The sequence below is a fragment of the Pseudoalteromonas sp. Ld20 genome, assembly GCF_045064175.1.
GTDB classification, from domain to species: domain Bacteria; phylum Pseudomonadota; class Gammaproteobacteria; order Enterobacterales; family Alteromonadaceae; genus Pseudoalteromonas; species Pseudoalteromonas neustonica.
This window is the reverse complement of sequence record NZ_JBISHB010000044.1, coordinates 1-24,774: the sequence shown is the minus strand read 5'-3', so window position 1 is coordinate 24,774 and position 24,774 is coordinate 1. Positions and strand designations below refer to the sequence as shown.

General features: G+C 39.7%; 22 protein-coding genes, 2 tRNA genes and 1 rRNA gene. 7 read left to right on the top strand and 18 right to left on the bottom strand.

Annotated features, from left to right (window positions below):
- Positions 1 to 75 precede the first annotated feature (75 nt).
- Positions 76 to 1,260, top strand: a complete 1,185-nt coding sequence (locus tag ACJJVX_RS19240; RefSeq protein ID WP_405633048.1) for an NAD(P)/FAD-dependent oxidoreductase — start codon at positions 76 to 78, stop codon at positions 1,258 to 1,260.
- Between the two features lie 231 nt (positions 1,261 to 1,491).
- Here the strand turns inward: ACJJVX_RS19240 and qatD are convergent, their stop codons facing one another.
- The 7 genes from qatD to ACJJVX_RS19205 all read right to left on the bottom strand — a co-directional run bounded on the left by qatD (position 1,492) and on the right by ACJJVX_RS19205 (position 8,155).
- Positions 1,492 to 2,220: a Qat anti-phage system TatD family nuclease QatD gene (gene qatD, locus ACJJVX_RS19235; protein WP_405633045.1), complete on the bottom strand. Its 729-nt coding sequence runs from the start codon at positions 2,218 to 2,220 to the stop codon at positions 1,492 to 1,494.
- On the bottom strand, positions 2,220 to 3,551 hold the full coding sequence (gene qatC, locus ACJJVX_RS19230) for a Qat anti-phage system QueC-like protein QatC (protein WP_405633042.1): 1,332 nt from the start codon (positions 3,549 to 3,551) through the stop codon (positions 2,220 to 2,222). The genes qatD and qatC overlap by 1 nt, the downstream gene beginning before the upstream one ends.
- Positions 3,544 to 4,416 carry a hypothetical protein gene (locus ACJJVX_RS19225; protein ID WP_405633039.1) on the bottom strand — a complete coding sequence of 291 codons (873 nt, stop codon included), beginning with the start codon at positions 4,414 to 4,416 and terminating at the stop codon, positions 3,544 to 3,546. Before ACJJVX_RS19225 ends, qatC begins: the two co-directional genes overlap by 8 nt.
- A complete protein-coding gene (locus ACJJVX_RS19220; protein ID WP_405633038.1) occupies positions 4,416 to 6,179 on the bottom strand; it encodes a P-loop NTPase fold protein in 1,764 nt (587 codons plus the stop codon). The genes ACJJVX_RS19225 and ACJJVX_RS19220 overlap by 1 nt, the downstream gene beginning before the upstream one ends.
- A gap of 326 nt (positions 6,180 to 6,505) precedes the next feature.
- Positions 6,506 to 6,958, bottom strand: coding sequence for a hypothetical protein (locus ACJJVX_RS19215; RefSeq protein WP_405633036.1), 453 nt, complete (start codon positions 6,956 to 6,958; stop codon positions 6,506 to 6,508).
- Positions 6,959 to 6,965: 7 nt separating this feature from the next.
- The gene (locus tag ACJJVX_RS19210) at positions 6,966 to 7,493 is read right to left on the bottom strand and encodes a hypothetical protein (protein WP_405633034.1); all 528 of its coding nucleotides are present in this window, start codon (positions 7,491 to 7,493) and stop codon (positions 6,966 to 6,968) included.
- 2 nt (positions 7,494 to 7,495) lie between these two features.
- On the bottom strand, positions 7,496 to 8,155 hold the full coding sequence (locus tag ACJJVX_RS19205; protein ID WP_405633031.1) for a hypothetical protein: 660 nt from the start codon (positions 8,153 to 8,155) through the stop codon (positions 7,496 to 7,498).
- 454 nt (positions 8,156 to 8,609) lie between these two features.
- Here ACJJVX_RS19205 and ACJJVX_RS19200 point away from each other — a divergent pair, with 454 nt between their 5' ends.
- From ACJJVX_RS19200 to ACJJVX_RS19190, 3 genes are read left to right on the top strand one after another with little or no spacing between them, the layout of a single operon-like run.
- The gene (locus tag ACJJVX_RS19200; protein ID WP_405633028.1) at positions 8,610 to 9,800 is read left to right on the top strand and encodes an RNA ligase RtcB family protein; all 1,191 of its coding nucleotides are present in this window, start codon (positions 8,610 to 8,612) and stop codon (positions 9,798 to 9,800) included.
- Positions 9,797 to 10,483: a peptide chain release factor H gene (gene prfH / locus ACJJVX_RS19195; protein WP_405633025.1), complete on the top strand. Its 687-nt coding sequence runs from the start codon at positions 9,797 to 9,799 to the stop codon at positions 10,481 to 10,483. The genes ACJJVX_RS19200 and prfH overlap by 4 nt, the downstream gene beginning before the upstream one ends.
- On the top strand, positions 10,483 to 10,827 hold the full coding sequence (locus ACJJVX_RS19190; RefSeq protein WP_197279067.1) for a low molecular weight protein tyrosine phosphatase family protein: 345 nt from the start codon (positions 10,483 to 10,485) through the stop codon (positions 10,825 to 10,827). The genes prfH and ACJJVX_RS19190 overlap by 1 nt, the downstream gene beginning before the upstream one ends.
- Before the next feature lie 54 nt (positions 10,828 to 10,881).
- Here the strand turns inward: ACJJVX_RS19190 and ACJJVX_RS19185 are convergent, their stop codons facing one another.
- From ACJJVX_RS19185 to ACJJVX_RS19155, 7 genes are all read right to left on the bottom strand, one after another.
- Entirely contained in the window at positions 10,882 to 11,178 is a 297-nt protein-coding gene (locus ACJJVX_RS19185; RefSeq protein WP_405633023.1) for a hypothetical protein, read from the bottom strand.
- 749 nt (positions 11,179 to 11,927) lie between these two features.
- Entirely contained in the window at positions 11,928 to 12,755 is an 828-nt protein-coding gene (locus ACJJVX_RS19180; RefSeq protein ID WP_405633021.1) for a nucleotidyltransferase domain-containing protein, read from the bottom strand.
- The gene (locus ACJJVX_RS19175; protein WP_405633018.1) at positions 12,742 to 14,019 is read right to left on the bottom strand and encodes a multifunctional CCA addition/repair protein; all 1,278 of its coding nucleotides are present in this window, start codon (positions 14,017 to 14,019) and stop codon (positions 12,742 to 12,744) included. The genes ACJJVX_RS19180 and ACJJVX_RS19175 overlap by 14 nt, the downstream gene beginning before the upstream one ends.
- Before the next feature lie 38 nt (positions 14,020 to 14,057).
- Positions 14,058 to 15,107: an RNA 3'-terminal phosphate cyclase gene (gene rtcA / locus ACJJVX_RS19170; RefSeq protein ID WP_405633016.1), complete on the bottom strand. Its 1,050-nt coding sequence runs from the start codon at positions 15,105 to 15,107 to the stop codon at positions 14,058 to 14,060.
- 10 nt (positions 15,108 to 15,117) lie between these two features.
- Positions 15,118 to 16,341: an RtcB family protein gene (locus ACJJVX_RS19165; protein WP_405633013.1), complete on the bottom strand. Its 1,224-nt coding sequence runs from the start codon at positions 16,339 to 16,341 to the stop codon at positions 15,118 to 15,120.
- Between the two features lie 55 nt (positions 16,342 to 16,396).
- On the bottom strand, positions 16,397 to 17,566 hold the full coding sequence (locus ACJJVX_RS19160; protein WP_405633010.1) for a slipin family protein: 1,170 nt from the start codon (positions 17,564 to 17,566) through the stop codon (positions 16,397 to 16,399).
- Between the two features lie 253 nt (positions 17,567 to 17,819).
- Positions 17,820 to 17,889, bottom strand: a tRNA-Leu gene (locus tag ACJJVX_RS19155).
- 253 nt (positions 17,890 to 18,142) lie between these two features.
- Here ACJJVX_RS19155 and rtcR point away from each other — a divergent pair.
- Together rtcR and ACJJVX_RS19145 are read left to right on the top strand one after the other, a co-directional pair.
- Positions 18,143 to 19,747, top strand: a complete 1,605-nt coding sequence (rtcR, locus tag ACJJVX_RS19150; RefSeq protein ID WP_405633007.1) for an RNA repair transcriptional activator RtcR — start codon at positions 18,143 to 18,145, stop codon at positions 19,745 to 19,747.
- A 278-nt stretch (positions 19,748 to 20,025) separates the two neighbouring features.
- A tRNA-Ile gene (locus ACJJVX_RS19145) sits at positions 20,026 to 20,102 on the top strand.
- Positions 20,103 to 20,150: 48 nt separating this feature from the next.
- Here the strand turns inward: ACJJVX_RS19145 and ACJJVX_RS19140 are convergent.
- The 4 genes from ACJJVX_RS19140 to ACJJVX_RS19125 form a co-directional block, all read right to left on the bottom strand.
- The gene (locus ACJJVX_RS19140; protein ID WP_152960623.1) at positions 20,151 to 20,573 is read right to left on the bottom strand and encodes a hypothetical protein; all 423 of its coding nucleotides are present in this window, start codon (positions 20,571 to 20,573) and stop codon (positions 20,151 to 20,153) included.
- A gap of 133 nt (positions 20,574 to 20,706) precedes the next feature.
- On the bottom strand, positions 20,707 to 21,933 hold the full coding sequence (arsJ, locus tag ACJJVX_RS19135) for an organoarsenical effux MFS transporter ArsJ (RefSeq protein ID WP_054454837.1): 1,227 nt from the start codon (positions 21,931 to 21,933) through the stop codon (positions 20,707 to 20,709).
- 5 nt (positions 21,934 to 21,938) lie between these two features.
- Positions 21,939 to 22,949, bottom strand: coding sequence for an ArsJ-associated glyceraldehyde-3-phosphate dehydrogenase (locus tag ACJJVX_RS19130; RefSeq protein WP_054204808.1), 1,011 nt, complete (start codon positions 22,947 to 22,949; stop codon positions 21,939 to 21,941).
- 104 nt (positions 22,950 to 23,053) lie between these two features.
- Positions 23,054 to 23,890 carry a metalloregulator ArsR/SmtB family transcription factor gene (locus tag ACJJVX_RS19125; RefSeq protein WP_169326901.1) on the bottom strand — a complete coding sequence of 279 codons (837 nt, stop codon included), beginning with the start codon at positions 23,888 to 23,890 and terminating at the stop codon, positions 23,054 to 23,056.
- Positions 23,891 to 24,574: 684 nt separating this feature from the next.
- On the opposite strand from ACJJVX_RS19125, the gene ACJJVX_RS19120 reads away from it, so the two are divergent.
- A 16S ribosomal RNA gene (locus tag ACJJVX_RS19120) occupies positions 24,575 to 24,774 on the top strand; the annotation flags it as partial.

Below are 24,774 nucleotides of genomic sequence, written 5' to 3'. Positions count from 1 at the left end.
ATAAAAACAATCAAAGTTCTCCGCTGAGGTGTGAAACTTGTTATAATTAGCCAAATTTTTTAATGAGATTAACAAATGACCCAAGTAGATGTAATTGTAATAGGCGCCGGTGCCGCAGGATTGATGTGTGCAGCGCAAGCAGGTTACCGTGGCCGCAGTGTTACAGTACTTGATATGGGTAAAAAGCCCGGTCGTAAAATTCTCATTAGTGGTGGCGGGCGTTGTAACTTTACTAACGAAAACGCCAGCCCAGAAAACTACCTATGTGGTAACCCGCATTTTGTAAAATCGTGTTTAAGTCGTTATACCCAGCATGACTTTATTGAGCTGGTAGAGCGCCATGGTTTAGCGTATCACCATAAAACCCTAGGCCAGTTATTTTGTGATAACAGCGCCCAAGACATTGTTAATATTTTATTGTCCGAATGCGAGTGGGCGGGTGTTAATGTTGCGTTGCGTAACGAAGTGCTGAACGTAGAAAAAACGGATAGCGGCTATCTCGTGATCACCGAGCAACAATCATATACGTGTGAATCGCTAGTGGTCGCCGCTGGTGGCTTAACCATGCCAAAGCTAGGTGCAACGCCAGTAGGGTATAAAATTGCTGAGCAGTTTGGCTTAAATATTTTACCAACCATGGCAGCGTTAGTGCCATTTACGTTGCATCAACATGACAAAGATCGCTTTGAAGGGCTCTCAGGTATCAGTATTCCTTGTGTTGTGAGTAGTGAAGACGGCACTCGCTTTAAAGAAAATATCCTGTTTACTCACCGTGGTTTATCAGGCCCTGCTATTTTACAAATTAGCTCGTTTTGGCGTGCAGGGCAGGCGGTCACAATTAACTTATTACCAGAGCTTGATTTAAAAGAGCAATTAGCAACATGGCGAGAAACCCAAGCACAAAAATCATTAAAAAACAGCCTCGCGACTATTTTACCAAAGCGCTTTATTGAAATATTACATGAGAGTAAAGCGATCCCAGATTGTAACGTAAACCAGCTCACCCACAGCCAAATTGACGAGCTAGCTAATTACATTCATAACTGGCAAATTAAACCCAACGGCACCGAAGGCTACCGCACCGCCGAAGTGACCCTAGGCGGCGTAGACACCGACGAACTCAGCTCAAAAACCTTCGAAGCTAAAAAAGCCCAAGGCCTGTATTTTATAGGCGAAGTCACCGACGTAACAGGTTGGCTAGGCGGTTATAACTTCCAATACGCATGGAGCTGCGGCTTCGCAGCAGGGCAGTATTGTTAGGTTGTGTAGAGACAATAAAGTTTGTAACCTTGGGGTGATCGCTTCACCCCTTAACCTTGGTGAAAAATGTTACTTAAATTATGATTTACGGCTATAGACATTGGATTACAAGGTCTAGATCCGCATTGATCATTAGTCATATTTTTAGTCATAAAATATATAAAAATATGATAAATTTATAGACAAATAAGTCATAGTTTTAACTTGATTTACACTATATTGTCAATCAAGTTAGTTAGAAACTAAATTCCTCAAGTTATTCGAAAGCTTTGCTAAAACCTCTTCTCGAGACTTACCCCAATCAATCGACAAATATTCGATAACACTTTGTACATTTGATGGGAATAATATGTTTCTATCAACCTTAGCAAATGGACCGTCCGTTTCTAACAGAATCCTTTCATTAGGTAACCAAGAAATTACTTTTCTTGCTCTAGCTGAAATTAACATGGCGGGCCCGATTGAAAAATAACAACCAAGGTCGATTGCTTTTGATATTTGCTTCTTTGTTGCTAAAAACCAATGAAGGATCGGTATGCCTGCTTTGGGGTGTTCATTTAAACACTCCAAAACCATATCGACAGCATTGAGGCTATGAATCGTCAATATATTGTTGTTGTATGATTCACATTTTTTGAGAATGTGATTAAAGACGAGTAACTGATCATCAATGTGCTCTTTAAATCCTTTTGAACCATCAAGGCCAATCTCGCCAATATACCGGGTTTCCCCTATCAGCTTATCAAACAGAGCAAGCTCATTTTTCCTCTGATGGGCTAACTGTGGGTGTAACCCCAATGCTGTTCGGCAGTTTTTTATATCACGCGTTAGGTTACGAGTACCTTCGAAAGCCGAAGGTACTGTGGTAACTGATAAGACATAAAATCCTGTATCAATGATGTCTTTTAGGATTACGCCATGATCGGGGTAAAGATCGACATGACAATGCATATCCATCATTAGATTTTATTCGCCTTGAGAAACGTTTCTACTTCTTTCAGTCCACGTTTAATTGTAGATTCCAGTTTTTTTCTTGTAGTTTGATCGTCTGGTAATGAGCCACTTTGTCTAATCCAGCCTTTATAGTCTTTGCTATCTTTAAGCCTGATAATTGCCGTCTGCACCGCGTGCAGATCATCCCTAGTGTATTTCTCTTTATAGACAAACTTTAAGTTCTGACTAACGTATGGAGCGTCTTTCGTAAACCCTGCATGATGAACCGACGAGCGCCTTATTAAACAAGGAACGCAGTGACCGCATTGCAAATGCTTTCGGTGCCAATGACTACAGGATACGCTTAACGGTACTGCTTTAGCAATTGCAGCTTGATCAACACATTTTGCTAACATTTCGCCCTTAGTTTTGAATTGGTATGGGTTAACAAATTTCACGTGGAAACCAGCGTCTTTTAAGAGCTCTTCAAGACGGTTCAAGAAATACGGATGAGTAGTCCGTGTACTGTGGCTACCAATTCTACGTCTTGTGAGTGGAGGATTGATAGAAATGTACCCATTCTCCGGCACAATAATGGTTGAAATACTACTATCATCATTAGCATTTCTAAGAGCTGATATACCCAATACAGCCATAGCTAAAAAGTTAAAACTTCTTCCACGCATCGTGACATCAGTTTTGCCTTTTAACCGTGACATTAAACTAGGTGAAATACTATAAGAAAGCTCACCATACTGAGATTTTAGAAGCTTCTTTATGTTTTCTTGCTTAACACCATCGCCACGGTAAGCATGGCTCAAAAGCAGTGGCTTGTATTTAGATTTACCGTTAAGTATGTCTATTGCACCAACTGCACTATCTAATCCACCAGAGAAAAGACATACTGAGTTTAATCCTTTAAGGCTATTTAGCCTTGCTTTGGATTCATTGCTAACAATAGGTTTTGGCAACTGAAGTGATGTTTTAGTGAATGTAAACTTCCATTGATCGCCAGTCAAAAAACTCAAAATAGAACTCAATCGATCCGATAATATATTCCACAATTTTTCGTCAGTTACCGGGATGTGTAGATGCATTACCCTTGACCACGCATCAGCCGCATCACCTCTACGCTCAAATGTCTCAGCAGCAGTAACTGCACTGGCTATCGTTATCAAATCTATGGCATTTGCATCGACATTAATACCAAGTTCACGTACTCGTTTTAGTAAGCTGCCAGAAGCCTTACTGTGCTGAGAGCTATTATGTGGGTGCGTGTTAAAGAGCTGAACTGGGTGACAAGTCTCAGAGTAAGCAGGGAGCATAGAAGGATCATTATTAAAATAAAAATTAATCATTGAAAGACTCCCATTCATCTACAGTCTGTGATATCGCGTCGATTTGTATTTTAGCGATATTGTCTTGCGATATATCCCCTCCATTATCACCCGTCACTTTTTCTACTTTAGATTGAGTTATCACTTTTATTAGATCCCTTAATTCTTCTTCCATTCTATGATGTTTACTTGGGTGTTCAGCATGAAACCAAGCCTTACCCATGCCATTAACAACATCTTGAAAAATAAGATCTGTTAAGTAACAAGAGATAGCTTCTTCCACGACTTCATCCGTAAACATAGACTCATTAAATGTATCTTCCTCCGGCAACACCTCCGCTAATGCGAAATCTATTGCTAAACGCACAGATTCTGCATCACCATTTTCAGGCGTTAAATGCTCGCTAATACGGTCTATTGCTTGGTCAGTAGATAGTCCGTTAAGGTCGGATAGAGAAAGCTTTCTATCATTAACTCTAACACTATCACCTTGCATCACTCCTAAGAAACCGGAACCTGCTGTGATACCGCTTGCTAATCTGCGGCTTGTACCAGAACCTCCACCGGAGCTTCTGGAATACTTTTTAAGGGAGCCTCTTAAATTAGAGTTATTGCCACCTGATTTTGCGTAATCCCCGAACGCTCTTCTTGCACCTGCCAGTCGGTTTGGTGATGGGATATTTGGAACTGGTCCCGGGATTTGCTCTTGTACTTTTCCATTATCGAGTTCTTTCGATGGCTCGTTGCCCTCGGCAGCATCTCCATCTGGTGCTTGTTGACCATTTCCGTCACCAGCTCCGACTTCCACAGGATCGCCTTGCTCTGCCCACGGGGGCAGAAGTGGACTCTTATTGTTCGGTCCAGTACTTGATGCTGAAGTTCCCATTACTTAGTTCCCTCTAATTCCTTTATCATTGATTCTAACCATCGTTTTTTTGGAGCCTTCTTCACGAAGGCTAGGAAATTATCCTTACATCTTTCATCGTGCACGGCCAGCTGTCTCGCCCCATAAATCCCCAAAGTCTTTAAGCCCCAATCCTCAACGTTACGTAACTCTTCAATGAGGCTATCCATTACGGAGATGTATTCTTCACTTGCTGTAATCTCTATTAGCTCAGCACTTGCTTTACTAGAACGAGTTTTTTGTTTTAATAACCCTTCTAGCATTCTTTGTGCAGCACCAGACATAACAGAATTAACCGAACCCATAGGAATGTTTTGTCTACTTAGGTATGCAGCAGCTGTTAAATCTACACCTGTAAATTGAGGCTGTAATCGAGACCATTTATCTAAAAAGCGTAACTCTTTCTTCCATTCGTCAGGCAACTTGCTTACGTCAAACTCTTTATCTGTATTTTCTAGTTCGGCTATGAGAGTTGGCTTACCATTCTCAGTATCGATGAGTTCATACAATCTATTTGTAGCTTGAATACCCATGCAACGTTCAAAAATCACTAACTTAGTTATTGTTCTTTCATCGAGTTGCATACCTCTTCGATAAGCAGTCTTTTTCCTCATCTTAATTTGATTCAGTAATCGCTTAACGATTCTAGGGTTACCGTTAATGTTTGCAGACTCTGCCAATATTGGAGCCATTTGCTCAGCAATCTTGAACTCTTCTCTAAGTTCAGCAACGTAATCAAGCTGACATCCTTCTAGCAAGTCATCAATAGATACCCGTTCTTGCTTCCAAGAGAATTTGAGCGAGTATTCAAGCCCTTTTCTTAAACGATCAAACTCTTCGAACGGGATTTTTCTGTCTTGTGCAATTAGCATAATCAAATAAGCTCTAACTTCAGCAACACCGGGCTTTGGCACATGCACTGGGATTTGAATCAGCTTGTCTAGGTAATCGGTTTGATGACGTACTGACGCACCTTTATGGAAATGTGGAATTGCCAAGCGGATCATGTCCGGGTCAGCCGCAACAACGAATGCCGTGTTAGGCATGAACAGGAACAATCTAATTGCTTCTAGCGTGGATATTGTGTTTTCAGGTAAACATCTGTCTAAGTTGTCAACATAGACAATTACAGGCTTATCGAAAGCATTTAATAACGATATATACGACTTTCTAAATTCTCTAATTTCTTTTGGAGGCGAGAATTTCTTCTTAGCTTTTACAAGTCCTTTAGCTTTTTTACCTACCTTGCCAAGCTCTTTGGCATCTTTCTGAACATCTTCAAGATCTAAATCGTCATCTTCAGTGGCATCACTAGCCCATCCGAAAAAGTTCTGAATTGCACCAAATGTAGGCATACCAGAAACAGCAGCAGCGCCTTCAGCCATAAGACCCATAAATCTGACTTTATCGATACGTTTGGCAAAATCGAGAGCCTTGACAAGTAGCTTTTCATCGTCAGCAGCAGCTTCGACGAGCTGTGCTGCAATGGTTTCTAATAGAGCGGCTTTTGCATCGTCATATCCTTGGAATGTCCATGCATCGAAGTTAATCTGGATATACTCTTGCTCTTCCTTTTCAAGCGCGTTAGCTGTCAGCTCTAAAATAGTTGACTTACCGGCTCCCCAATCACCAAATACACCAACAGATATCGGCATTAGCTCTTTTTCTGTTATGAGATCTCTGATTGATTCAGCAATCTCATTAAAGTTTAAAAAATCAATTTTGGATTCTTTATCTGACCACATTTGCTTTCCTTGCTAATTTTTATCTTACTCATTTGATTTTGAGCATGTATAAAATCGAACTTTTTTTATTTTTAAAGGGGCTTTTCCCAAGTAACCATTATTAGCGGATACAACTCTTAAGCTTGATTAGACAACAGAGTCACTGATCTATTTACAGGCTTAATAAATATGGCCTCCCTCTTGATTACTGGATCAGAGTACACTACATCAATAAAGCTGTTAATTTTTTTCCTACATTACTCACACAGTTATAGGTTGCAAGTTCTCTGCACTCGCTAACTATATTATCTTACAGCAATGAATCTTTCCTTGATTCATAACATCTTTCATTTGATTCTAATGACTTTAGGTTTTGACTCTTGAAGGAGCTTAATTCTGTCCTCAATATCCAGCAAATTCATTGTCGCAGTTAACTGCATCGTCTGTTCTGCATAGGCTTCATCTAACCTTTGATTGGCAACATCTAATTCTTGTCGGTATTTATCCTTTAGCCTTTTTTCTTTTGATTTTTCTTCTTTAAGCCTTTCTAAATCAGTGCTAGCCGAACGCTTACGAACATTTCCTGCTTTTTTCGCTTGGGTTTGTTTCGCTAACGCAATTGTATCCATCACATCAGGATATCTATAAGCCGAACCTAAGCTTAAACCAGCTTCTTCCTGAACAGATTTAACGTTTATTTTATACTTACCGGTTAGGCGCTCTGGGTCGCCATCGACTAAACGTTGAAGAGCATCAATTAATTTTTTCCTAGTAATTTCAGGGTTGCGTATCTTTGTCATAAAAATCTTATATTGTTGATGTAATTAAGCATTCACTGGCTTGATAAGGTATATAGCTAATACTAAGATCGTTTAATATTTTCTCGGCAGATCGAATACGTACCTCTTGAAAAGCAATTATATCAGCGGTTAACTCCCTTTTGCTTTGCAAGCCTTTCAATATTTTGATGCTTTCTTGTCTAACTGCTTGAGCATATGTGCCACTCTCAATAACAGCCCAATCACAATCAACACATTCTCCAATTTCAATACCAATCCTCATGCTACAAGTGTTGTTTATACAGTACATGCCAGGAGCCAAAGCATGAATATGCTTTCTACCTGATTTAATTTCTTTCTCATAGTACTGCGATGAAATATTTCTATCTACATAACTTTCAGAGTACATATTTTTACCTTGACCTCCTCCTAACTTTTCACCGCTATAGGCTTTGCCTTCAAGTCTTGAATATAGTTGGGCTTGTTGTCTTACCTTTTCTTTTTCTAGATCATGAAACATCTTTTGGAATGAGCTGGCATTTCGGGCGTAGTACATGGTCATTGCTCTTGAGTTAAAGGAGATAGCTTTCTGGTAACATGTTTCTTCTGGTCTCTAGGTAACCTTTTCATTAGATTAGTAGTTTGGACACTAATAACCCGCTGAGTATGTGACAGCATCCCTGACTGTCTAATTGAGATCATTTCAAAATCAAATGGCTTATTTTTTTCTGAAAATTCAATAAGATTATTTCGCCCCAAAAATTTATAGAAATTAACAATAACTCTTAAGTACGTTTTAGCTGTTGAAATAGCGATATCTTCAGAATTTATTGAAGCAACAAGAAAATCAGCAAATTTAAAGGTCTGCTTGCGACTTTTTGAGTGAGGAAATTTCCAATAATTTAGCTGATTTTGATGCAAGAACCTAAAGTAGAGCAATAAAGCTTTAGCTTCAGTGGCAGTTGTTTTGACTTGTTCTTCATCTTTTTTCCAATATAAATATAAACAGGCAGGTTTAACCAAATAACCATGAGGGTCTATCAGAATATGAACTTTGATTTGTTCTTCATCTTTAGACTCAGCAAGTTTTAAGTTTTCTTCGCCAGTTTCTTTGTTAATTGAAATGGCTAATTCAGGGTCTCGATAAACTTCAACTTCTCGAGTATAAAAGTCATTGATAATCATAGTGGCTGAAACATCTCCTAATAAGACTTGCAATATACTATGCTAAGTCATACTAATTTGAAAATTCAATCACCAAGGTTAAGGGGTGAAGCGATCACCCCAAGGTTACAAACTTTATTGTCGCTGCACATAGGTGTAACACTATGTAATACAGCACATAAAGCAAACATAAAATAAATTTATGTTTGCTTTATGTGCAAAAACTGATTACCATGCGCTCGTTCAATTATTCAGCACTTATCCTAAGTGTTGGGTTCATCAACTAACTGTAAGGGAGAAAATACTATGACATTTACATCAACATCCTTTGCAGGTCTTATCCGATAAGAAACCGGTTACTTAGCTACGTATTTATATATTAAGTACATTTAGGTAAACATTGCGTTTAAACGCGTTCCTTTCGTTTGATTTCAAAATAGATCCAGACCTGCCAATTCGAATTTCGTTTTAATCCTATTTTTCTAATAAAGAAAAAGGAATTGGTATTATGGGCAAATCCGTCCAAAAAATTTCTGAACATGTGAGCCTCATTGCGTCTAAAAATACGTGGATTGAAGGGCTGGCAATACAGCAACTGATCAAAACATCAGAGCTAAATGGTATGCAACGCGTTGCGGGCATGCCTGATTTACACCCCGGGAGAGGTTATCCTATCGGGGCTGCATTTTTTACAACAAACAAAATTTACCCTGCGCTGGTTGGTAACGATATAGGCTGTGGCATGTCACTGTGGCAAACGTCAGCAAAAGTAGCAAAAGTAAATTTAGATAAACTCGCCAAAAAATTTGAACATGTTGAGTTGCCACTTGATGACAGTTGGCTTGCGATTATTCAAAGCCGAAAAGCGGCAAAAAACATAACTGTTAGTGGTCATGATCGTACTTTAGGCACCATTGGTGGCGGTAATCACTTTGCTGAATTTCAGGCGATTGATGAGATTTATAATCAAGCCGCTTTAGATGAGTTAGGGTTGAATAAAAAGCATCTTCAGCTTCTTGTTCATTCGGGCTCTAGAGGGCTGGGGCAATCAATATTGGTGGATCATATTGCAAAATATAATCACGATGGGCTATGTGAAAGCGATCTAGGTTTCAACGATTACATGAATAAACATGATGAAGCCGTACGCTTTGCAGAGCTGAATCGTGAGTTGATAGCAATGCGGTTTTTAGAAGCAATACGCGCCAATGGTGAGTGTAGCTTGGACATTAACCACAATTTAGTCTCGCCTAAAAACATTGATGGCTGTGATGGTTGGTTACATAGAAAAGGCGCAACACCAAGTGATAAAGGCTATGTGGTTATTCCGGGCTCTCGGGGGGATTATAGTTACCTTGTAAAACCTATATTAGCAGAGCTAAACGATGATAACTCAGCCATGCTTGAAAACATCAACACCAGTTTATTTTCATTAGCGCATGGCGCCGGGCGAAAGTGGCAGCGTGGTGAATGTCATGGTCGATTGGGTCATAAATATAAGCGCGAAGATTTATACCGAACAGCGTTAGGTAGTCGCGTAGTGTGTGGTAATAAAGAGCTGTTATACGACGAAGCCCCACAAGCATACAAAAAGTGCGAAACGGTGATCAGCGATATGGTCGATGCAGGGCTAATTGAAGTTGTGGCTAAGTTACGCCCGATACTAACCTTTAAAACAAATGGAGATTGTTCATCATGATATTACTACAACTATCTGCTGGGCAAGGCCCTGTCGAGTGTTGCAAAGCTGTTGGTTTGGCGCTGAAAACGATTGAAAAGCAATGTCGAGAAAAGGGCATCAAGCTAGATATTGTTGAAACCGTTGCGACTAAAGAACAGGACTGTTTTAAATCGGTACTATTACAAGTTGGTTCAGGGCAACTCGATTCAACAACAGCTTATTCAGAAAAGGAAAGCCAAGTTAAGCAATTGGCTCAGTTATGGCAAGGCGCTATGTTGTGGGTATGCCAAAGTGAGTATCGGCCTAAGCATAAACGTAAAAACTGGTTTTTTAGCGGCCAAGTGTACGTTATTGATGAAAGTAAGCTTGATAACAGTGTGACCTTTCAAACCTGCCGCGCGTCGGGTGCTGGTGGTCAGCATGTTAATACCACCGACTCAGCAGTTCGAGCCACGCATACAGAAACAGGTATTTCAGTGCGCGTTGAGAGTGAACGAAGTCAACATGCCAATAAGCGCTTGGCAAGAGCCTTATTGTTTCAAAAGCTCGAAGCAACAAAATTGGACACAATGACGCAACAAGAAAAAGCACGTTGGCAACAACACTGGGAGGTAGAGCGCGGTAACCCAGTAAAAATATTTAACGGTAAAAAGTTTATTTTAAGCCAAGAGCGCTCAGTTAATAAGGGGGGACTTATTTAATGAAGGAACATAAAGTCATAAAAGTGCTATTTATTTGTAGCCGTAACCAATGGCGAAGCCCAACGGGCGAGCAAGTATGGAAAAATCATCCCGCGTTAGCTGTTAAGTCTGCGGGTACAAGCCCTAATGCTAATAGAACGGTAAATGCTAAAACTATTCAATGGGCTGATGTGATTTTCGTCATGCAAGAAAAACATAAAAGCCGCTTAAAGGCACAGTTTACTCGACTGTTAGATTACAAAGATATTCATGTATTAGATATTCCTGACGAATACCAATACATGGATAACGCATTAGTCGAAATTATGAAGCAATCAGTGGGCAGCTATTTAGGTCTCACTTAAAGAATATTGATAGATATACGAAAGCGACCCTAAATTACAAGGGCGCTTTTTATTTTAGAATAATGTGGAGCCTGCAATTTTCCGGAGTGCAAATTTACCGCGTTCAGCAACGGGAGCAGCGTGATCCAATGATAGTTGTTCAGCAAGTTGTATTGATTCATCGCCTAAACTATCTAATTCTCTAATTAACACTTCAGCAGCTACGCGCCTCACGATTGAAGATCGATCGCTGGCTGCGGATTTAAGCAGCGGAACAAGTGGTACTTGAATTGTCAAATACCGCTGTGCAATAACTGGCACTTCACGACCCTTTGCAATATCGAATATCTGTCCATTGCCATTCTCTACCATTAAACCAAGATACTTCTTTGTTAAATAAGCACTTGTAAACCTTGGTACGAAGTGACGGTTGAATAGCATTGTGGGCGATGTCTACAAGGAAATGATCTATCGCACTCTTACGGGCAATTTGTGAAAATATTAAAGCTAACGGGCCTGTTGGTGATGCTATTAAATTTAATTTAAGCTTATCTAAAATAGAGGGGATTGTGATTACTTCTAATAATATGCTTTTGCTTTTATCATCAATTCTTTTCCATGATGACCAGTGACTTAGGGTAAAGTAAATGACATCTGCAACATCGTTTTTATCAGTGTTTTCAATGATTTTGCTAAGTACTTCGCTAGCTGCTTGTCTTACTTGAGGTACCCAGTCGTTAAGCCTTCGACATACTAATGCTAAAACAAATCTATTTTGTGCACCGCCCTCTATACTGCGAAGTGCTTATTCTCTTTTATGGCCATCCCAACTGCACAAATCAATCCATGTTGTTTTCGATGGAGTATTAGACCAAAAATTCCATATGTTTTTTGGCTGCGAAGAAAGAGCTTTTTCATATTCATCACGAATAAATCTTTCCCAGTAATCTAGATTACCCAATTGCCATTGTGATGTTACAAGAGAAACTGGGCATAGAGGGGGCCTCTTTTGAGGTGAATTAAATAATTTGACTAACTTTATTATTGCGAGGGAAAGCTCTTCCTCTAACTCATTTTTTTGTTCACTTTTATATCCTTATTTCCTAAGTAAAAGCAATGGCTTACTTATCCACACTTCTGCTTAAAATATCAATAAAAAGTTGGTTTAATTCTTCAAAATCAACAGATCTTTTTTCAAATTTTGATGTGTAGTTTTCGTGTCTGGCTAGTTCTGATTCAATGAACTCATTAATTACAGGCACGCTTTTAATATACTCCTTTTCTAAACTGACGCGTTTTGATGCTAAAAGCGCTGATATTGCATTATTAAGCGGGGTATCGTCGGCTACTAATTTACGTAAAGTATCGAACTCGATGGGTGCTGGCTCGTTATATTTTTCAAGCCACATAATTGCAAGCAAAGGCCTTAAAACATAAAAGTACTTTTTCAGAGGTATTTGCTCTTTTTTAAGGTATTCGCGGAAATTGCCTTTAGCCATGTGTAAATAGTGATAAATCCCTCGTGTTGATGATGCGATGAGTGGCATCAATTCGCGCGCTTTTGTTGCAAAATGGTCGTCATCTACATAAACAATGGGTGATTGTAGCCACTCAATAAACGCGGGGTTAGATTTATAAAATAACTTTAAGGCTTTACGAATATCCCAGCCGTTTATATCGATTTCATCGACGATTGGGTATTCAATCACATCGCGTTTATCTTCGAGGTTTACTGCTAAATACCAGTCTGTTGGGTGGGCGTAAATAAATCGCACGTCGTAATCGCTGTTAGGGGATGCGAATCCCCACGCTCGGCTGCCTGATTCTATCGCGTAAAGTACCTTAACATCATGCTCTAGTTCTGCGGCTTTTATTCTGCGCATTATTTCGGCGTGAATATCTTTGTCGATGTGTTTATGTACCGTATTCTCTTTTTTAGTTATTTTCATGGTTTGGTTCTTTATTTTCATTATTCTTAAATTCAGTTAGATAGTCACGTAAACAGTTTATTTCCGCTTCGCGCATCGCGGTGCCAATATGTGGGCCGCTTTTACCTTGTGAAATAGCACGTTGTACTATGGCTTTTTTATCGAGTTGATTTAGTGCGTTTAATAGCGACTGTGCAAATTGTAATTGCGGATAGTCTTTATTTACAAAAGTCTCACCTCTGCCTTGTGCATCACACAAACAAGCTTGAAGAAACTGTAAAAAACGGTGTGGATGGACTATTGCATTCATTTTTTCAACAATGAGTTTGTGTACTTTTTTAGGTGTTAGCTCAAATAACGTGTGACAGCGGGTGTGGTTATCACTTGTTAAAACTGCCAGTGCTTTGAATTTATTAGGTACTTTTAAGCGTTCGCAAAATTCATTAATTATTTTAATGCCTATTTGCTCATGGCCGCGTAAATTCCCATATTGCTGATGGCAATAGGCTTTGCCAAAGTCGTGGGTGAGGGCAGCAAAGCGTGTTTCAACATCAAACCCTAAGTCAGCAGCTCGCTTTAGTACCAGCATAGTATGAATGTAAACATCACCTTCAGGGTGGTGCTTTTCAGGTTGAGGGATGCCTTGCATAGATTCGATTTCAGGAAATAGCGCTAAGCCATTAAGCGCTTGAAAAAATAACTGGGGGTGTTTCTCGCTCAATGCCTTTTCGGTTTCATTCCATACACGTTCGGGCACTAAATGCGCAAGTTCGCCGCTTTCTTTTAGTTGCTTCATAAGTGCTTGAGTGTCTGGGTGGATTGACCATTGCTCACCAAAACGGGCAAGAAAACGCGCAATGCGCAATGCGCGCACGGGGTCCTCTGCAAAGGCGTCGGTGGTGTGCCTGAGTATTTTATTTTTTAAATCAGCTTGGCCATTAAAAGGGTCGATAATGTTGCCTTTAGCATCCATTGCCATTGAATTGATGGTTAAATCGCGGCGGGCTAAATCTTCTTCTAACGTTACTGATGTGCTGGCATCCACTGTAAAGCCGCAATAACCTTTGCCGCTTTTTCGCTCGGTGCGTGCTAGGGCGTATTCGTCTTTAGTTTTTGGGTGCAAAAAAACCGGAAAATCACTGCCAACAGGCTGATAACCTAATGCGATTAAAGTGGCAGGTGTTTCGCCTACTACAACATAGTCTTTGTCTTTTGATTGCCGGCCAAGTAATGAGTCTCGTACTGCGCCGCCCACTAAGTAAACTTTGTTTAATTTATTATTCATTACCTTACCGTTGTATTTATTATCCGAATTTAGGTCGTTTAAGTCTTTTGTAATAGCGAAACATGCCACAGGGACTCTGTTAGTTGCTTTAACTTTATCTCCTTTCCTAATATATGTTTAATAACATTTATATTGGTTAGTGTATGTAGGCTTGGTTTCGTTGTTGTAAAACTGCCGCTGCCCGCCAATGCAATAGGAAGTAACAGTTGATCGGCTAAATGTTCTTCAACGGCGGCCTGGGATTGAATAAATGCATTTACTCTTCCTGCTGCGCGTTTTGCTACATTTTGGGCTGATAATCCTTTTTCACCCGTCACTTCAAACACAGTACGATGCGTTTCACTATCAATACCTAATTGAAAGCTGTTACCCGGTCCTGGGGTGATCACGTTTTGCACATGGCTTGGTGCATCTTGCCAATTGAGTACTTTTTTAGCCGTGTTTATTTCGCGCTGCCCTATGCTCGAGGGGAGTGAACTTACTAGTGCCGTTAGTGAGCAGTTACTGATGTTTTTAGCAAGGTCAGAACCGGCATCAGTTAATTGAATGGGCGTAAAATTAGTTGCTGGTTGAATGCTAATTTGCCATTTTCCGCCGCCCGCAGGGTAAAATCCAAGTGCTGTTGTTTTAACGTGGCAGTTAATGCCCATACGTTTGAGTATGGGTAAAAATGACTGCTCTAAAAAACTCAAAGAAGGTGACATGCCGTTATGTGTGCCCCCTTCAAACGTCACGGTTGAGCTGCTTTGCGCCAGTGCCAACACGGGTAAAATAGTCTGGCATACTAGTACCGTGCTGCCTGCACTCCCAATAGCAAAATGAAAGTTACCTGCTTTTATTTTGCCCGGCGAAAAGCGAATATGCGTTGAACTAAGTTCAACGCCTTCTACGCTGGCATCGCATATTTCTTGTGCGGCCAAAACAGATGTAAGGTGTTGGCGTAATAAGCCTGTTTTGTTTCTGCCGGCTCTAATATTGCAAAGCTCAATATTTTGCTGGGTTAGAATCGAGAGCGTGAGGGCAGTTCTTAATACTTGGCCGCCGCCTTCACCTTGTGAGCCATCTATTTTTATAAATTGTGTGGTCATATAATTATCTTCATCCTTTTACACAAACAATTTGTTTTAAGGTATATACCACCTCAACCAAGTCTTTTTGTGCTTCCATTACTTTTTCAATATCTTTATAGGCATGAGGAATTTCATCAATGACTGATGAATCTTTTCTGCACTCTACACCTTGTGTGGCGGCTATTTGATCTTCAACGTTGTACACCTTTTTGGCTTTTGTTCTAGACATAATACGCCCAGCACCATGGCTGCAGCTGTTAAAGCTTTCAGGGTTACCTAAGCCTCTAACAATAAAAGAGCGTGCGCCCATATTGCCAGGAATAATGCCCATTTCGCCTTTTTCTGCTCTTACGGCGCCTTTGCGTGTTACAAAACAGTCTTTACCAAAGTGATGCTCACGCGAAATATAATTATGGTGGCAATTAACCGCGAGCTCATGGGTTGAGAACACAACAGGTATTTGTTTACGTAATGCGGCTATGGCATTAAACATCATAATTTCACGGTTTTTGGCAGCAAAATCTTGCGCCCACTCAACGGCTTCAACGTAGTCATCAAAAAAGACGCTGCCTTCTTCAAGGTAGGCTAAGTCCATATCGGGTAAGTTAATTTGATGACGCTGCATTTCTTTTTTAGCTAACTCAATAAAATACGTACCAATGCGGTTACCTACGCCACGGCTGCCAGAGTGGAGCATGATCCATACGGCATCATGTTCGTCTAAACACAGCTCTAAAAAGTGATTACCCGTACCCATAGTGCCTAAATGGTTAACGTTGTTGCTCTTTTTTATTGCAGGGTGTTTTTCACAAATACGTTCAAACCGTGCTTGTAGCTTTTGCCATTCACCCGCAACTATATCGGGAATGTTATGCCATGCACCTCTGTCAGCTTTGCTTCTATTGCTGGTTCTACCATGGGGAACTGCAGACTCAAAAGCATGCCTAATCGCCAGTAAATTATCAGGTAGTTGGCTTGCGGTTAAGGTGGTTTTAGTGGCCACCATACCACAGCCAATATCAACACCAACTGCTGCTGGAATAACCGCATTAACAGAGGGTATAACACTGCCAATGGTTGCGCCTTTACCTAAGTGTACGTCTGGCATTACGGCAATATGCGAGTGTACTAAGGGCATACGTGCAATATTGTTGAGTTGCTGTTGGGCTTGCTCTTCAAACGGCACACCTTTGGTCCACGCTTTAATTGGTACGCTGCCTTGGTTTTCGATAACGTTATAATTTTTACACATTTGTTTTTCCTTGATTCTTTTTATTGTTGTTTTTATTGAGAATAGCGCTAGCTGGTTAGGCTATTTTTACTACACCATTCATTAACCCTTCTAAACCGCCATACACGGTTAGGTTGTTTATTCGCTCAGCTACTTTTTCTAACGCTTCCAGTTCTTTTAAGCGCATTAGTGTTGGGTTGTTTTCAATCACCTTGGCCGTGTTGTGCAAGCTTCTGGTGGCTGATGTTTCTTCGCGTCTTTTTATGACATTGGCCTCAGCTGCTTTTTGCGCTTCAACCACTTGGTTTAGTATTGTTTTCATCTCGCCTGGCAAAATAATGTCTTTTACACCAACGTTCGCAAGGGTGATGCCAATGTCTGTTAAAGACTGTGCAACTAGCTCTTTTACTGTTTCATTTACGTACAATTTATCCAACAGGATATCATCGAGCGATTTTGTGCCAACGGCTTCACGTAATGCTAACTGCAAAGCTTTGTAGACAAAGTCATTCACGTTATCAACGCTTCGCGCTGCAAGCTGAGCGTCATGTACTTTAATGTTGGCACTTAAATTAATGCGCAAGCTTACGCGGTCTTTACTTAGGATCTCTTGCCCTGAGATCTCGAGTAACTGCGTTCTGCAATCAAACGTTTTTAATTCAATCTCGTGGTTAAATTGCCAAAAACCATAATGACCAGGTGTGAGTTGTTTTAATAGTTGGCCATCTACATACAGTAAACCAACGTGTTCTTTTGCTACGTGTAAATCAGCAATTGGTTTAATCGCAACGGTACGCTCACTTTTAATTAAACGTGACGCTGTGTTTGCACCAGCTCGGTTAATTAAAAAAAGCACTTTATCGTCTAAGGTTATCTCTTTATCGATTGATATTTTCTCTAGGCGAATATCACCGGCATCTTGCCATAGGTATAATTGCTCGCTGGGTGCCACTATGCCTTCAAGTAAATCGTTAATGTACAGCAAGCCCACTTCGGTGTTATTTAACTTGCAGTGGAAAATATGCTCGCTTAATTGCGGACTATTTCGGTATAGCCTTTCGGCATTTTTCTCTGAAAAATAAAGGGCGTTTATATCAAAATAATCAAATGATAATTCATTCTTAAAATCCCAAAACGTATGTTTGCCAGCTGTGAGCACATTGATGAGCTGTTGATTTTTGTACACTAGCACTCTTTGGTTTTCAGTGATTTCTACTATTTTTTTAAATAATTTTTTGCTTAACATTTTAAATTCCTTATTGTTTTTACTCCCCTTAAGTTAAGGGGTTAGTAAGGGTTAAATACTTTTTTGATAAAAGCTCAAAACGAGATTGCGATGGGGAGCATCCGGCTTGCCAAGGCTTATTCGTGTTAGGCGTTTATCAAGCAGTGGTACTAACTACTTACTAACGTATTTATATTTATGTTTAGGGTGGGACTTGAACCCACAACAAGCGGCATAACCGCTGCTCTACCAGTTGAGCTACCTTTAAAGGGTATTATTAAGGAAGGATTCGAACCTTCGCACACGGCACTGAGCCGTTGCTCTACCTCTGAGCTACTTTAATAGTTGTTTGATTAGGAATACGTGGCAACAGTGTTGAGCGCACCAGAGTGACTTTTTGAATCACATCCAATTAATCAGACTCCTATGTAATTACAAGTCACGTGCCAAGTGCATTTTAATGTTTGTTTTTATTTTTAAGTTGTTGTTTTAATGAATTTAAATTATTTTCATCACCGTTTTTGATTATTAAGCTTGATTGGTTTTTTGTTGTTATGTATTGTTTTTAGATATTAAGGTTATCTATATGGATATAAAGTGAAAGGCACCGTTGTCGTTAGTTTAATTGGTACACAGTTAGATTATGTAGGTAAAAGATCTGATAAATGGGCCAAGTGGCGGCCCAACGTAAGTTTGTGCAGTCAAGATGATCTAATCGTTAACCAGCTGCATATGCTGCATGATAATCACAGTCACCGCCTTGCTAATAATGTTGCAGTGGATATTGAGTCTATCTCGCCTGAGACGAATGTTAAGTTGCATCAACTTAATTTTAGTGATCCTTGGGATTTTGAAGAAGTGTATGCAAAGCTGTTTGATTGGTGCCAGCACTATACTTTTGATACAGATAAAAATGATTACTTATTTCATATCACGACAGGTACGCATGTTGTGCAAATATGCAGCTACTTGCTTACAGAAAGCCGCCATTTCCCAGGGCGTTTGATTCAAACATCACCGGATCACAATAACAATAATAAATCGATAGGACGTATACAGGTCATCGATCTGGATTTATCCAAGTATGATCAATTAGCAACTCGGTTTGATGTAGAGCATCAGCAAGGTAAAGAGTTTTTAAAAGGCGGGATAGAAACTAAAAACGTCTTTTTTAATCAGCTGATCACGCAAATAGAAAAAGTAGCAATTCGCTCGCACGACCCAATGCTTTTAACCGGGCCGACTGGGGCGGGTAAAAGCCAGCTGGCAACCCGTATATTTCAATTAAAGAAAAAACGTTCTATGTTAAAAGGCACGTTGGTATCAGTAAATTGCGCCACGTTAAAAGGTGAAAATGCGATGGCTGCGCTCTTTGGCCACACAAAAGGGGCATTCACTGGCGCGCAACAAGCAAGAGATGGCTTTTTACTGACAGCCCATGACGGCGTGTTATTTTTAGACGAAATAGGTGAGCTCGGTTTAGAAGAACAGGCAATGTTACTCCATGCAATTGAAAATAAAACTTTTCATCCTGTTGGCAGTGATACACCCATACAAAGTAATTTTCAATTAATTGCAGGTACAAATCGTAATTTGAAGCAAGAGATAGCCAAAGGCCATTTTAGAGCTGATTTATTTGCCCGTATTAATTTGTGGACATACGAGTTACCGGCACTTAAAGATCGAAAAGAAGATATTCCTGCAAATATCGATTACGAAGTCGATCTCTATGCTAAAAAAATGGGGCGCCGTGTACAATTTAACAAAGAAGCTAAAAGTACCTTCATTAACTTTGCCACATCAAACGAGGCTCTATGGACTGGCAACTTTCGCGATTTGAGCTCTGCAATTACAAGGTTGTGTACTTTGGCGGATTCTTCTCGGATCACGGTGGAAGATGTTAACGATGAAATAAAGCGCTTAAAGCAAGCGTGGTATCCTTACAATCAGCAATCATCCTCGAATGTGCTTTTACATTATCTCGAAAAAACTCAGGTCGATACATTAGATGATTTTGATATTAATCAGCTTGGCTATGTGCTTACTATTTGCCAGCAGCACAATAGTATGGCCTCTGCGGGGAGGGAGTTATTTAACGTAAGCCGCACGCTTAAGTCTCAAATAAACGATTCAAGTAGGTTACAAAAGTATTTGAGTAAATTTGGTTTAAAATGGAGTGATATCTCTTCTAAATCAAAGTAACGGTAGTTTAAAGCTATGTAATTTACCCCGATGCTTAATTATTATTTAGCTTAACCAAGGTCAAAAGATAGATTAAGCATTACTAGTTGCGGTTTTAATGTGCAATTAAGTGTTTTGCGATTACTATTTAAGCAGTTGGCTTATTCATTGTTAAAATAAAGGTTTTTGCTAGTGACAAGGCGGTAAAAACTTTTTATACTGCAACCCGCTTTAACCGCTCTTGTGGTTAAACGCTTCAAAATTTAGCGTTAGTTAACTAACATATGCTAATACAAAATGGCCCCTTAGCTCAGTTGGTTAGAGCACACGACTCATAATCGTTAGGTCCCCAGTTCGAGTCTGGGAGGGGCCACCACTTTTAAAGACTTCCAATAAAAATAATTAACAACTCTAAATGCTGTCATTAGGCGCGATGGTTAAACAATAAACCTGAGCTAGTATTCCCTGCTGATGAAAATAAATTCCCCATCAATGTTGATACGTTCTTTTTAACACTTATCTGTATTGAAATAAGCTCGCTGTCTAATTCTTGTTGTAACTCTGCAAGTTTAGTTTGTTGCTCAGTTTTAGACAGGCTTTTGTCAGTTTCAAGGCTCTGCATTTTATTTTGTAGATCTTTAATATTTTTAATCATTTGTTGTTGTGCGGTTTCAGCTGTTTCGTCACTGTCAGTTTTATTTTGAGTTGCTTCATCATCAATATTTTTAGCCGTTTTAGTCGAAGTTGTTTGTTCTTCCGTGTTATTTGCTTGCTGGGTGTTTGCTTGTGATTGTTTTAAATAATTTGGATCTGTGAGCAGTGATGAGGGTGTTGTTGTTAAGTTCATTGTGCGTCCCGTGCGGCTAAAAATTGACATGTTTTTTATAGTCAAAAGTTAATGCGTTAACCGTTCCATATTTAGGGATAGTAGTTGAGGGCGTTCCTGTATCGTGAAAAATACAATACAGGAATAAACTAAATTATGGTGAGGGTACTTCGGCCGTTTGTGGTAATGCTAAAGAAAGTAAGGCGGCTAACGCAATAAACGCGCTTGAGATCCATAAACACGCTTCAAGCCCATATTGCTGATATACCCAACCAGATAAAACAGTGCCTATTAATCTTCCCATGGCATTGGCCATATAGTAAAAGCCCACATCAAGTGACACGCCATCACTATCAGCAAGGCTGACAATTAAATAGCTGTGTAATGATGAGTTAATAGCAAAGACAGCACCAAATATCAGTAAGCCGATAATAATGGCTGCTTGTATATAAAAATCATAATGCAGCGCTAAGGCTATCAGTGCAGGAATGATGGTTAAGTAGCTAGCCCATAAAAATGCACTACGGCCATTGGGTACTTGCCCTGACTTTTTACCAGTAAAAGCAGGTGCAAATGATTGCACTATGCCATAACCAATTACCCAGCTTGCCATAAAGCCGCCAACCCACCAGTGATCCCAGCCAAATGTTGCAGCCAAGAATACTGGCAGCGCCACTACAAACCAGACATCTCTGGCGCCGAATAAAAATAACCGCGCCGCGGAGAGTACATTAATCGCTTTGCTCTTTGAAAATAACTCACTAAATTTAGCTTTGTTTTTAGCTTTGCCTAAGTCTTCTTTTAACGCGAATAAGCTAAATAGCCATACTGCTGTAAGCATGCAAATCATGGCAAGTATTGCACCATGAAATTCAAGTAGGGTAAGTAGTAAACCACCTAAAAAGAAACCCACTCCTTTTAGGGTGTTTTTTGAGCCGGTAAGTAATGCTACCCATTTGTATAGTTGGCTTTGTTCATCACTGGGAACGAGTAATTTAATGGCACTTTTTGCACTCATTTTATTGAGATCTTTTGCGATCCCAGAAAGTGCTTGTGCTGCCATTACATATAAAATACTTAGCATAGATGTTGGGGCTAATAACATTGCCAAGGCAACAATTTGTAATGCAAGACCAATGTTCATGGTTCTATTTAAACCAAAGCGAGCGCCTAACCAACCGCCGACAAGGTTTGTAATTACGCCAAAGATCTCATAAAACAAAAATAGCATAGCAATACTTAATGGATCATAACCTAATTGATGAAAATACAGCACGATCAACATACGCAGTGCACCATCAGTCAGGGTGAATGCCCAATAATTGCCTGTAATCACCAAATATTGTTTTATTTGCGGTGATAATGACGTAATTAGCCCCATGTTGGTTATTCCTTATCTGCCAAGCCAACTTTTAAAACGAGCTCTGCCGTGCGGTTTGCATAGCCCCATTCATTGTCATACCAGACGTAGAGTTTTACTTGTGTATTGTTAATGACCATGGTCGATAAGGCATCAATAATGCTTGAGCGAGGATCTGTTTTATAATCAACAGAGACTAACGGGCGCTCTTCATAACCCATGATATTTTTAAGTTCATTTTCAGAGGCTTGTTTTAGCAAGCTGTTAACCTCTTCAACCGTGGTATCGCGGTTAAGTTCAAATACACAATCAGTAATTGATGCATTTGTTAAAGGTACACGAATTGCGTGGCCGTTTAATTTGCCTTGTAACTCCGGAAATATATGAGTGATAGCCGTTGCTGAACCTGTTGTTGTAGGGATCAAACTAGTGCCACATGAACGCGCACGACGTAAATCTTTATGCGGCGCATCTATAATAGTTTGTGTGTTAGTTATGTCATGAATCGTAGTGATTGATCCATGTTTAATACCTATTTGCTCTTGGAGCACTTTAACAACAGGTGCGATACAATTAGTTGTACACGATGCCGCAGTAACAATTGGGTAAGTGTCTTTATTATAAAGGTGGTCGTTTACCCCCATTACAACATTTAAAATACCATTTTCTTTTACTGGTGCGGTTACTACAACGCGTTTTACACCTTGATCAAGATAGGCTTGTAATAAGGCTTTGGTTTTAATTTTACCTGAGGCTTCAATAACAACATCACAGTTAGACCAGTCAGTGTCTTGAGTTTTGGTATTTTGTGTAAAGCCAATAGCTTTACCATTAATAACTATTGTATTGTCAGTATGCTCTGCTTCGTGGTGCCATTTACCGTGGACAGAATCAAACGTCATTAAATGCGCAAATGTTTCAGCATTACCTGCGGGGTCGTTAATATGAACAATTTCAATATCGGCCCAATCATACGCTGCGCGCATTGTTAAACGTCCCATACGGCCAAAACCGTTAATACCCACTTTTATAGCCATTGTTAAATCCTTACTTGGTTGTGTATGTGTATGTGTATGTGTATGTGTATGTGTATGTGTATGTGTATGTGTTTAATTTTAAATGAAACTCTTATTAATAGTCGTTAGCGGCAAAAGCTGACTTTATCTGGGCGGTCATGCATTACAGCTAATCTTTTTAAGTCGTCAGTTATTAAAGCAATGTTACTTTCAGTCGTTTGGTTAATGATTGCTTTAGCCCAATCAGGTAAAAACGGGTTGATTTGATAAAATACCCATTGGCCATTCTTTCTATCAGTGATTATGTTTGCTTTTTTTAGTACAGCTAAATTACGGGATACCTTAGGTTGGCTTTGTTCATTTAGCGCTATCATTAATTCACATACACATAGTTCGCCATGGTAATTGGCAAGCATAAGTGTTTTTAAGCGTATCTCATCCGTTAGGCATTTATAAAAAACAATGGGATCAAAATGCACTGGCTGCGCTTGTTCATTTATAAAAGTATTTTTGGTGAGTTCATCGTGTGTGGTTTGCTCGGTATTGTTTATTACCTTAAGAAACATAATTAAACGATTATTCAATTCATTAATAGTCATTAAAAATGGGTTTAAGCCTGAGCGTGTTTTGGGATCTGGAAGATCCCATGCAAGTTGATTTACTGCATATGGATAAGCACGGCATTCTTGATTAGCTTGATCGCATAACGTAATAACGTAATCAAATTGCCTACTTTCAAAATACTTAATACTTTTTGCAAGTAGTGATGATGTTGGAATAGCAAATGTCTCTAAAGCCAAAAGCGTTCGTGGGTCGATAATGCTTGGTGTAGTACCCGCACTATATACTTCAAACCGCTCATTTGCTTTATGGCGTAGTAGAGCCTCAGCAATTTGTGAACGTGCTGAGTTTTCAGTACATATAAACAGCACGGTTATTTTTGGTTTACAACTGTTAGGCATAAAGAGTGTATCAATCAGGTGTTTTTCAATATTATATATATGAAATTTCATATATACAAATGGTTTTGCTGTTTTTTTGTCCGATGTAGTGACTTGTTCAAGTGCACCTTGCTCTAATTACTAAATACTGGCTTAGTTTAGATGTGTTTTCGAACGTTTCGTTTGATATTTGCTCGAACAGTACTTTATTTCAAGTTTTCTTCAAATAACGCTTGCGTAAAATCCGCCGCGCCCTATAATGCGACCCCACTGAGACGGCAGAGCGCAACGCATAGCGGGGCAAGAGTTAATCAGTGAGTCGAGTAAAACTTGAGTTTGAATTTTTATAAAGTTTAAATTTAAGTGTTGACAAAAAAATAGGAAAGCGTAGTATGCGCAGCCCTAGCGAGATAAAGTTTAACTTTAATCGCAACGTTCTTTAACAATATAAAGCAATCATCTGTGTGGGCACTCGTGCAGATTGAGTTCTAACAGCCGAACTTAACTTTCTTTTTAGATAGGTAAGCAAGGCAAAAAATTTAGAGTCTCAATGTGATTTCTCGAAAGAGAAACTGAGTGACCAACAGAATAGTTATTTCGGTAATTATTCAGCACAGTCAATTCAATATCGAAAGATATTAAATAAATTCAGAATTCATTGAGCAGGTTCTTCATTCCTTATTGGATGAGAACAGAAAAAACTTTTAATTGAAGAGTTTGATCATGGCTCAGATTGAACGCTGGCGGCAGGCCTAACACATGCAAGTCGAGCGGTAACAGAGAGTAGCTTGCTACTTTGCTGACGAGCGGCGGACGGGTGAGTAATGCTTGGGAATATGCCTTTTGGTGGGGGACAACAGTTGGAAACGACTGCTAATACCGCATGATGTCTACGGACCAAAGTG

What these genes read in the sequence shown, in the direction of transcription:
- ACJJVX_RS19240 (WP_405633048.1), top strand. Translation starts at nt 76, where the DNA reads ATGACCCAAGTAGATGTAATTGTAATAGGCGCCGGTGCCGCAGGATTG.
- ACJJVX_RS19125 (WP_169326901.1), bottom strand. Translation starts at nt 23,890, where the DNA reads ATGCCTAACAGTTGTAAACCAAAAATAACCGTGCTGTTTATATGTACT.
- ACJJVX_RS19140 (WP_152960623.1), bottom strand. Translation starts at nt 20,573, where the DNA reads ATGAACTTAACAACAACACCCTCATCACTGCTCACAGATCCAAATTAT.
- rtcA (WP_405633016.1), bottom strand. Translation starts at nt 15,107, where the DNA reads ATGACCACACAATTTATAAAAATAGATGGCTCACAAGGTGAAGGCGGC.
- ACJJVX_RS19210 (WP_405633034.1), bottom strand. Translation starts at nt 7,493, where the DNA reads ATGTACTACGCCCGAAATGCCAGCTCATTCCAAAAGATGTTTCATGAT.
- ACJJVX_RS19225 (WP_405633039.1), bottom strand. Translation starts at nt 4,416, where the DNA reads ATGGGAACTTCAGCATCAAGTACTGGACCGAACAATAAGAGTCCACTT.
- ACJJVX_RS19200 (WP_405633028.1), top strand. Translation starts at nt 8,610, where the DNA reads ATGGGCAAATCCGTCCAAAAAATTTCTGAACATGTGAGCCTCATTGCG.
- ACJJVX_RS19190 (WP_197279067.1), top strand. Translation starts at nt 10,483, where the DNA reads ATGAAGGAACATAAAGTCATAAAAGTGCTATTTATTTGTAGCCGTAAC.
- ACJJVX_RS19175 (WP_405633018.1), bottom strand. Translation starts at nt 14,019, where the DNA reads ATGAATAATAAATTAAACAAAGTTTACTTAGTGGGCGGCGCAGTACGA.
- ACJJVX_RS19220 (WP_405633038.1), bottom strand. Translation starts at nt 6,179, where the DNA reads ATGTGGTCAGATAAAGAATCCAAAATTGATTTTTTAAACTTTAATGAG.
- ACJJVX_RS19160 (WP_405633010.1), bottom strand. Translation starts at nt 17,566, where the DNA reads ATGTTAAGCAAAAAATTATTTAAAAAAATAGTAGAAATCACTGAAAAC.
- arsJ (WP_054454837.1), bottom strand. Translation starts at nt 21,933, where the DNA reads ATGGGGCTAATTACGTCATTATCACCGCAAATAAAACAATATTTGGTG.
- ACJJVX_RS19130 (WP_054204808.1), bottom strand. Translation starts at nt 22,949, where the DNA reads ATGGCTATAAAAGTGGGTATTAACGGTTTTGGCCGTATGGGACGTTTA.
- qatD (WP_405633045.1), bottom strand. Translation starts at nt 2,220, where the DNA reads ATGATGGATATGCATTGTCATGTCGATCTTTACCCCGATCATGGCGTA.
- qatC (WP_405633042.1), bottom strand. Translation starts at nt 3,551, where the DNA reads ATGATTAATTTTTATTTTAATAATGATCCTTCTATGCTCCCTGCTTAC.
- ACJJVX_RS19165 (WP_405633013.1), bottom strand. Translation starts at nt 16,341, where the DNA reads ATGTGTAAAAATTATAACGTTATCGAAAACCAAGGCAGCGTACCAATT.
- ACJJVX_RS19180 (WP_405633021.1), bottom strand. Translation starts at nt 12,755, where the DNA reads ATGAAAATAACTAAAAAAGAGAATACGGTACATAAACACATCGACAAA.
- prfH (WP_405633025.1), top strand. Translation starts at nt 9,797, where the DNA reads ATGATATTACTACAACTATCTGCTGGGCAAGGCCCTGTCGAGTGTTGC.
- ACJJVX_RS19185 (WP_405633023.1), bottom strand. Translation starts at nt 11,178, where the DNA reads ATGGTAGAGAATGGCAATGGACAGATATTCGATATTGCAAAGGGTCGT.
- ACJJVX_RS19215 (WP_405633036.1), bottom strand. Translation starts at nt 6,958, where the DNA reads ATGACAAAGATACGCAACCCTGAAATTACTAGGAAAAAATTAATTGAT.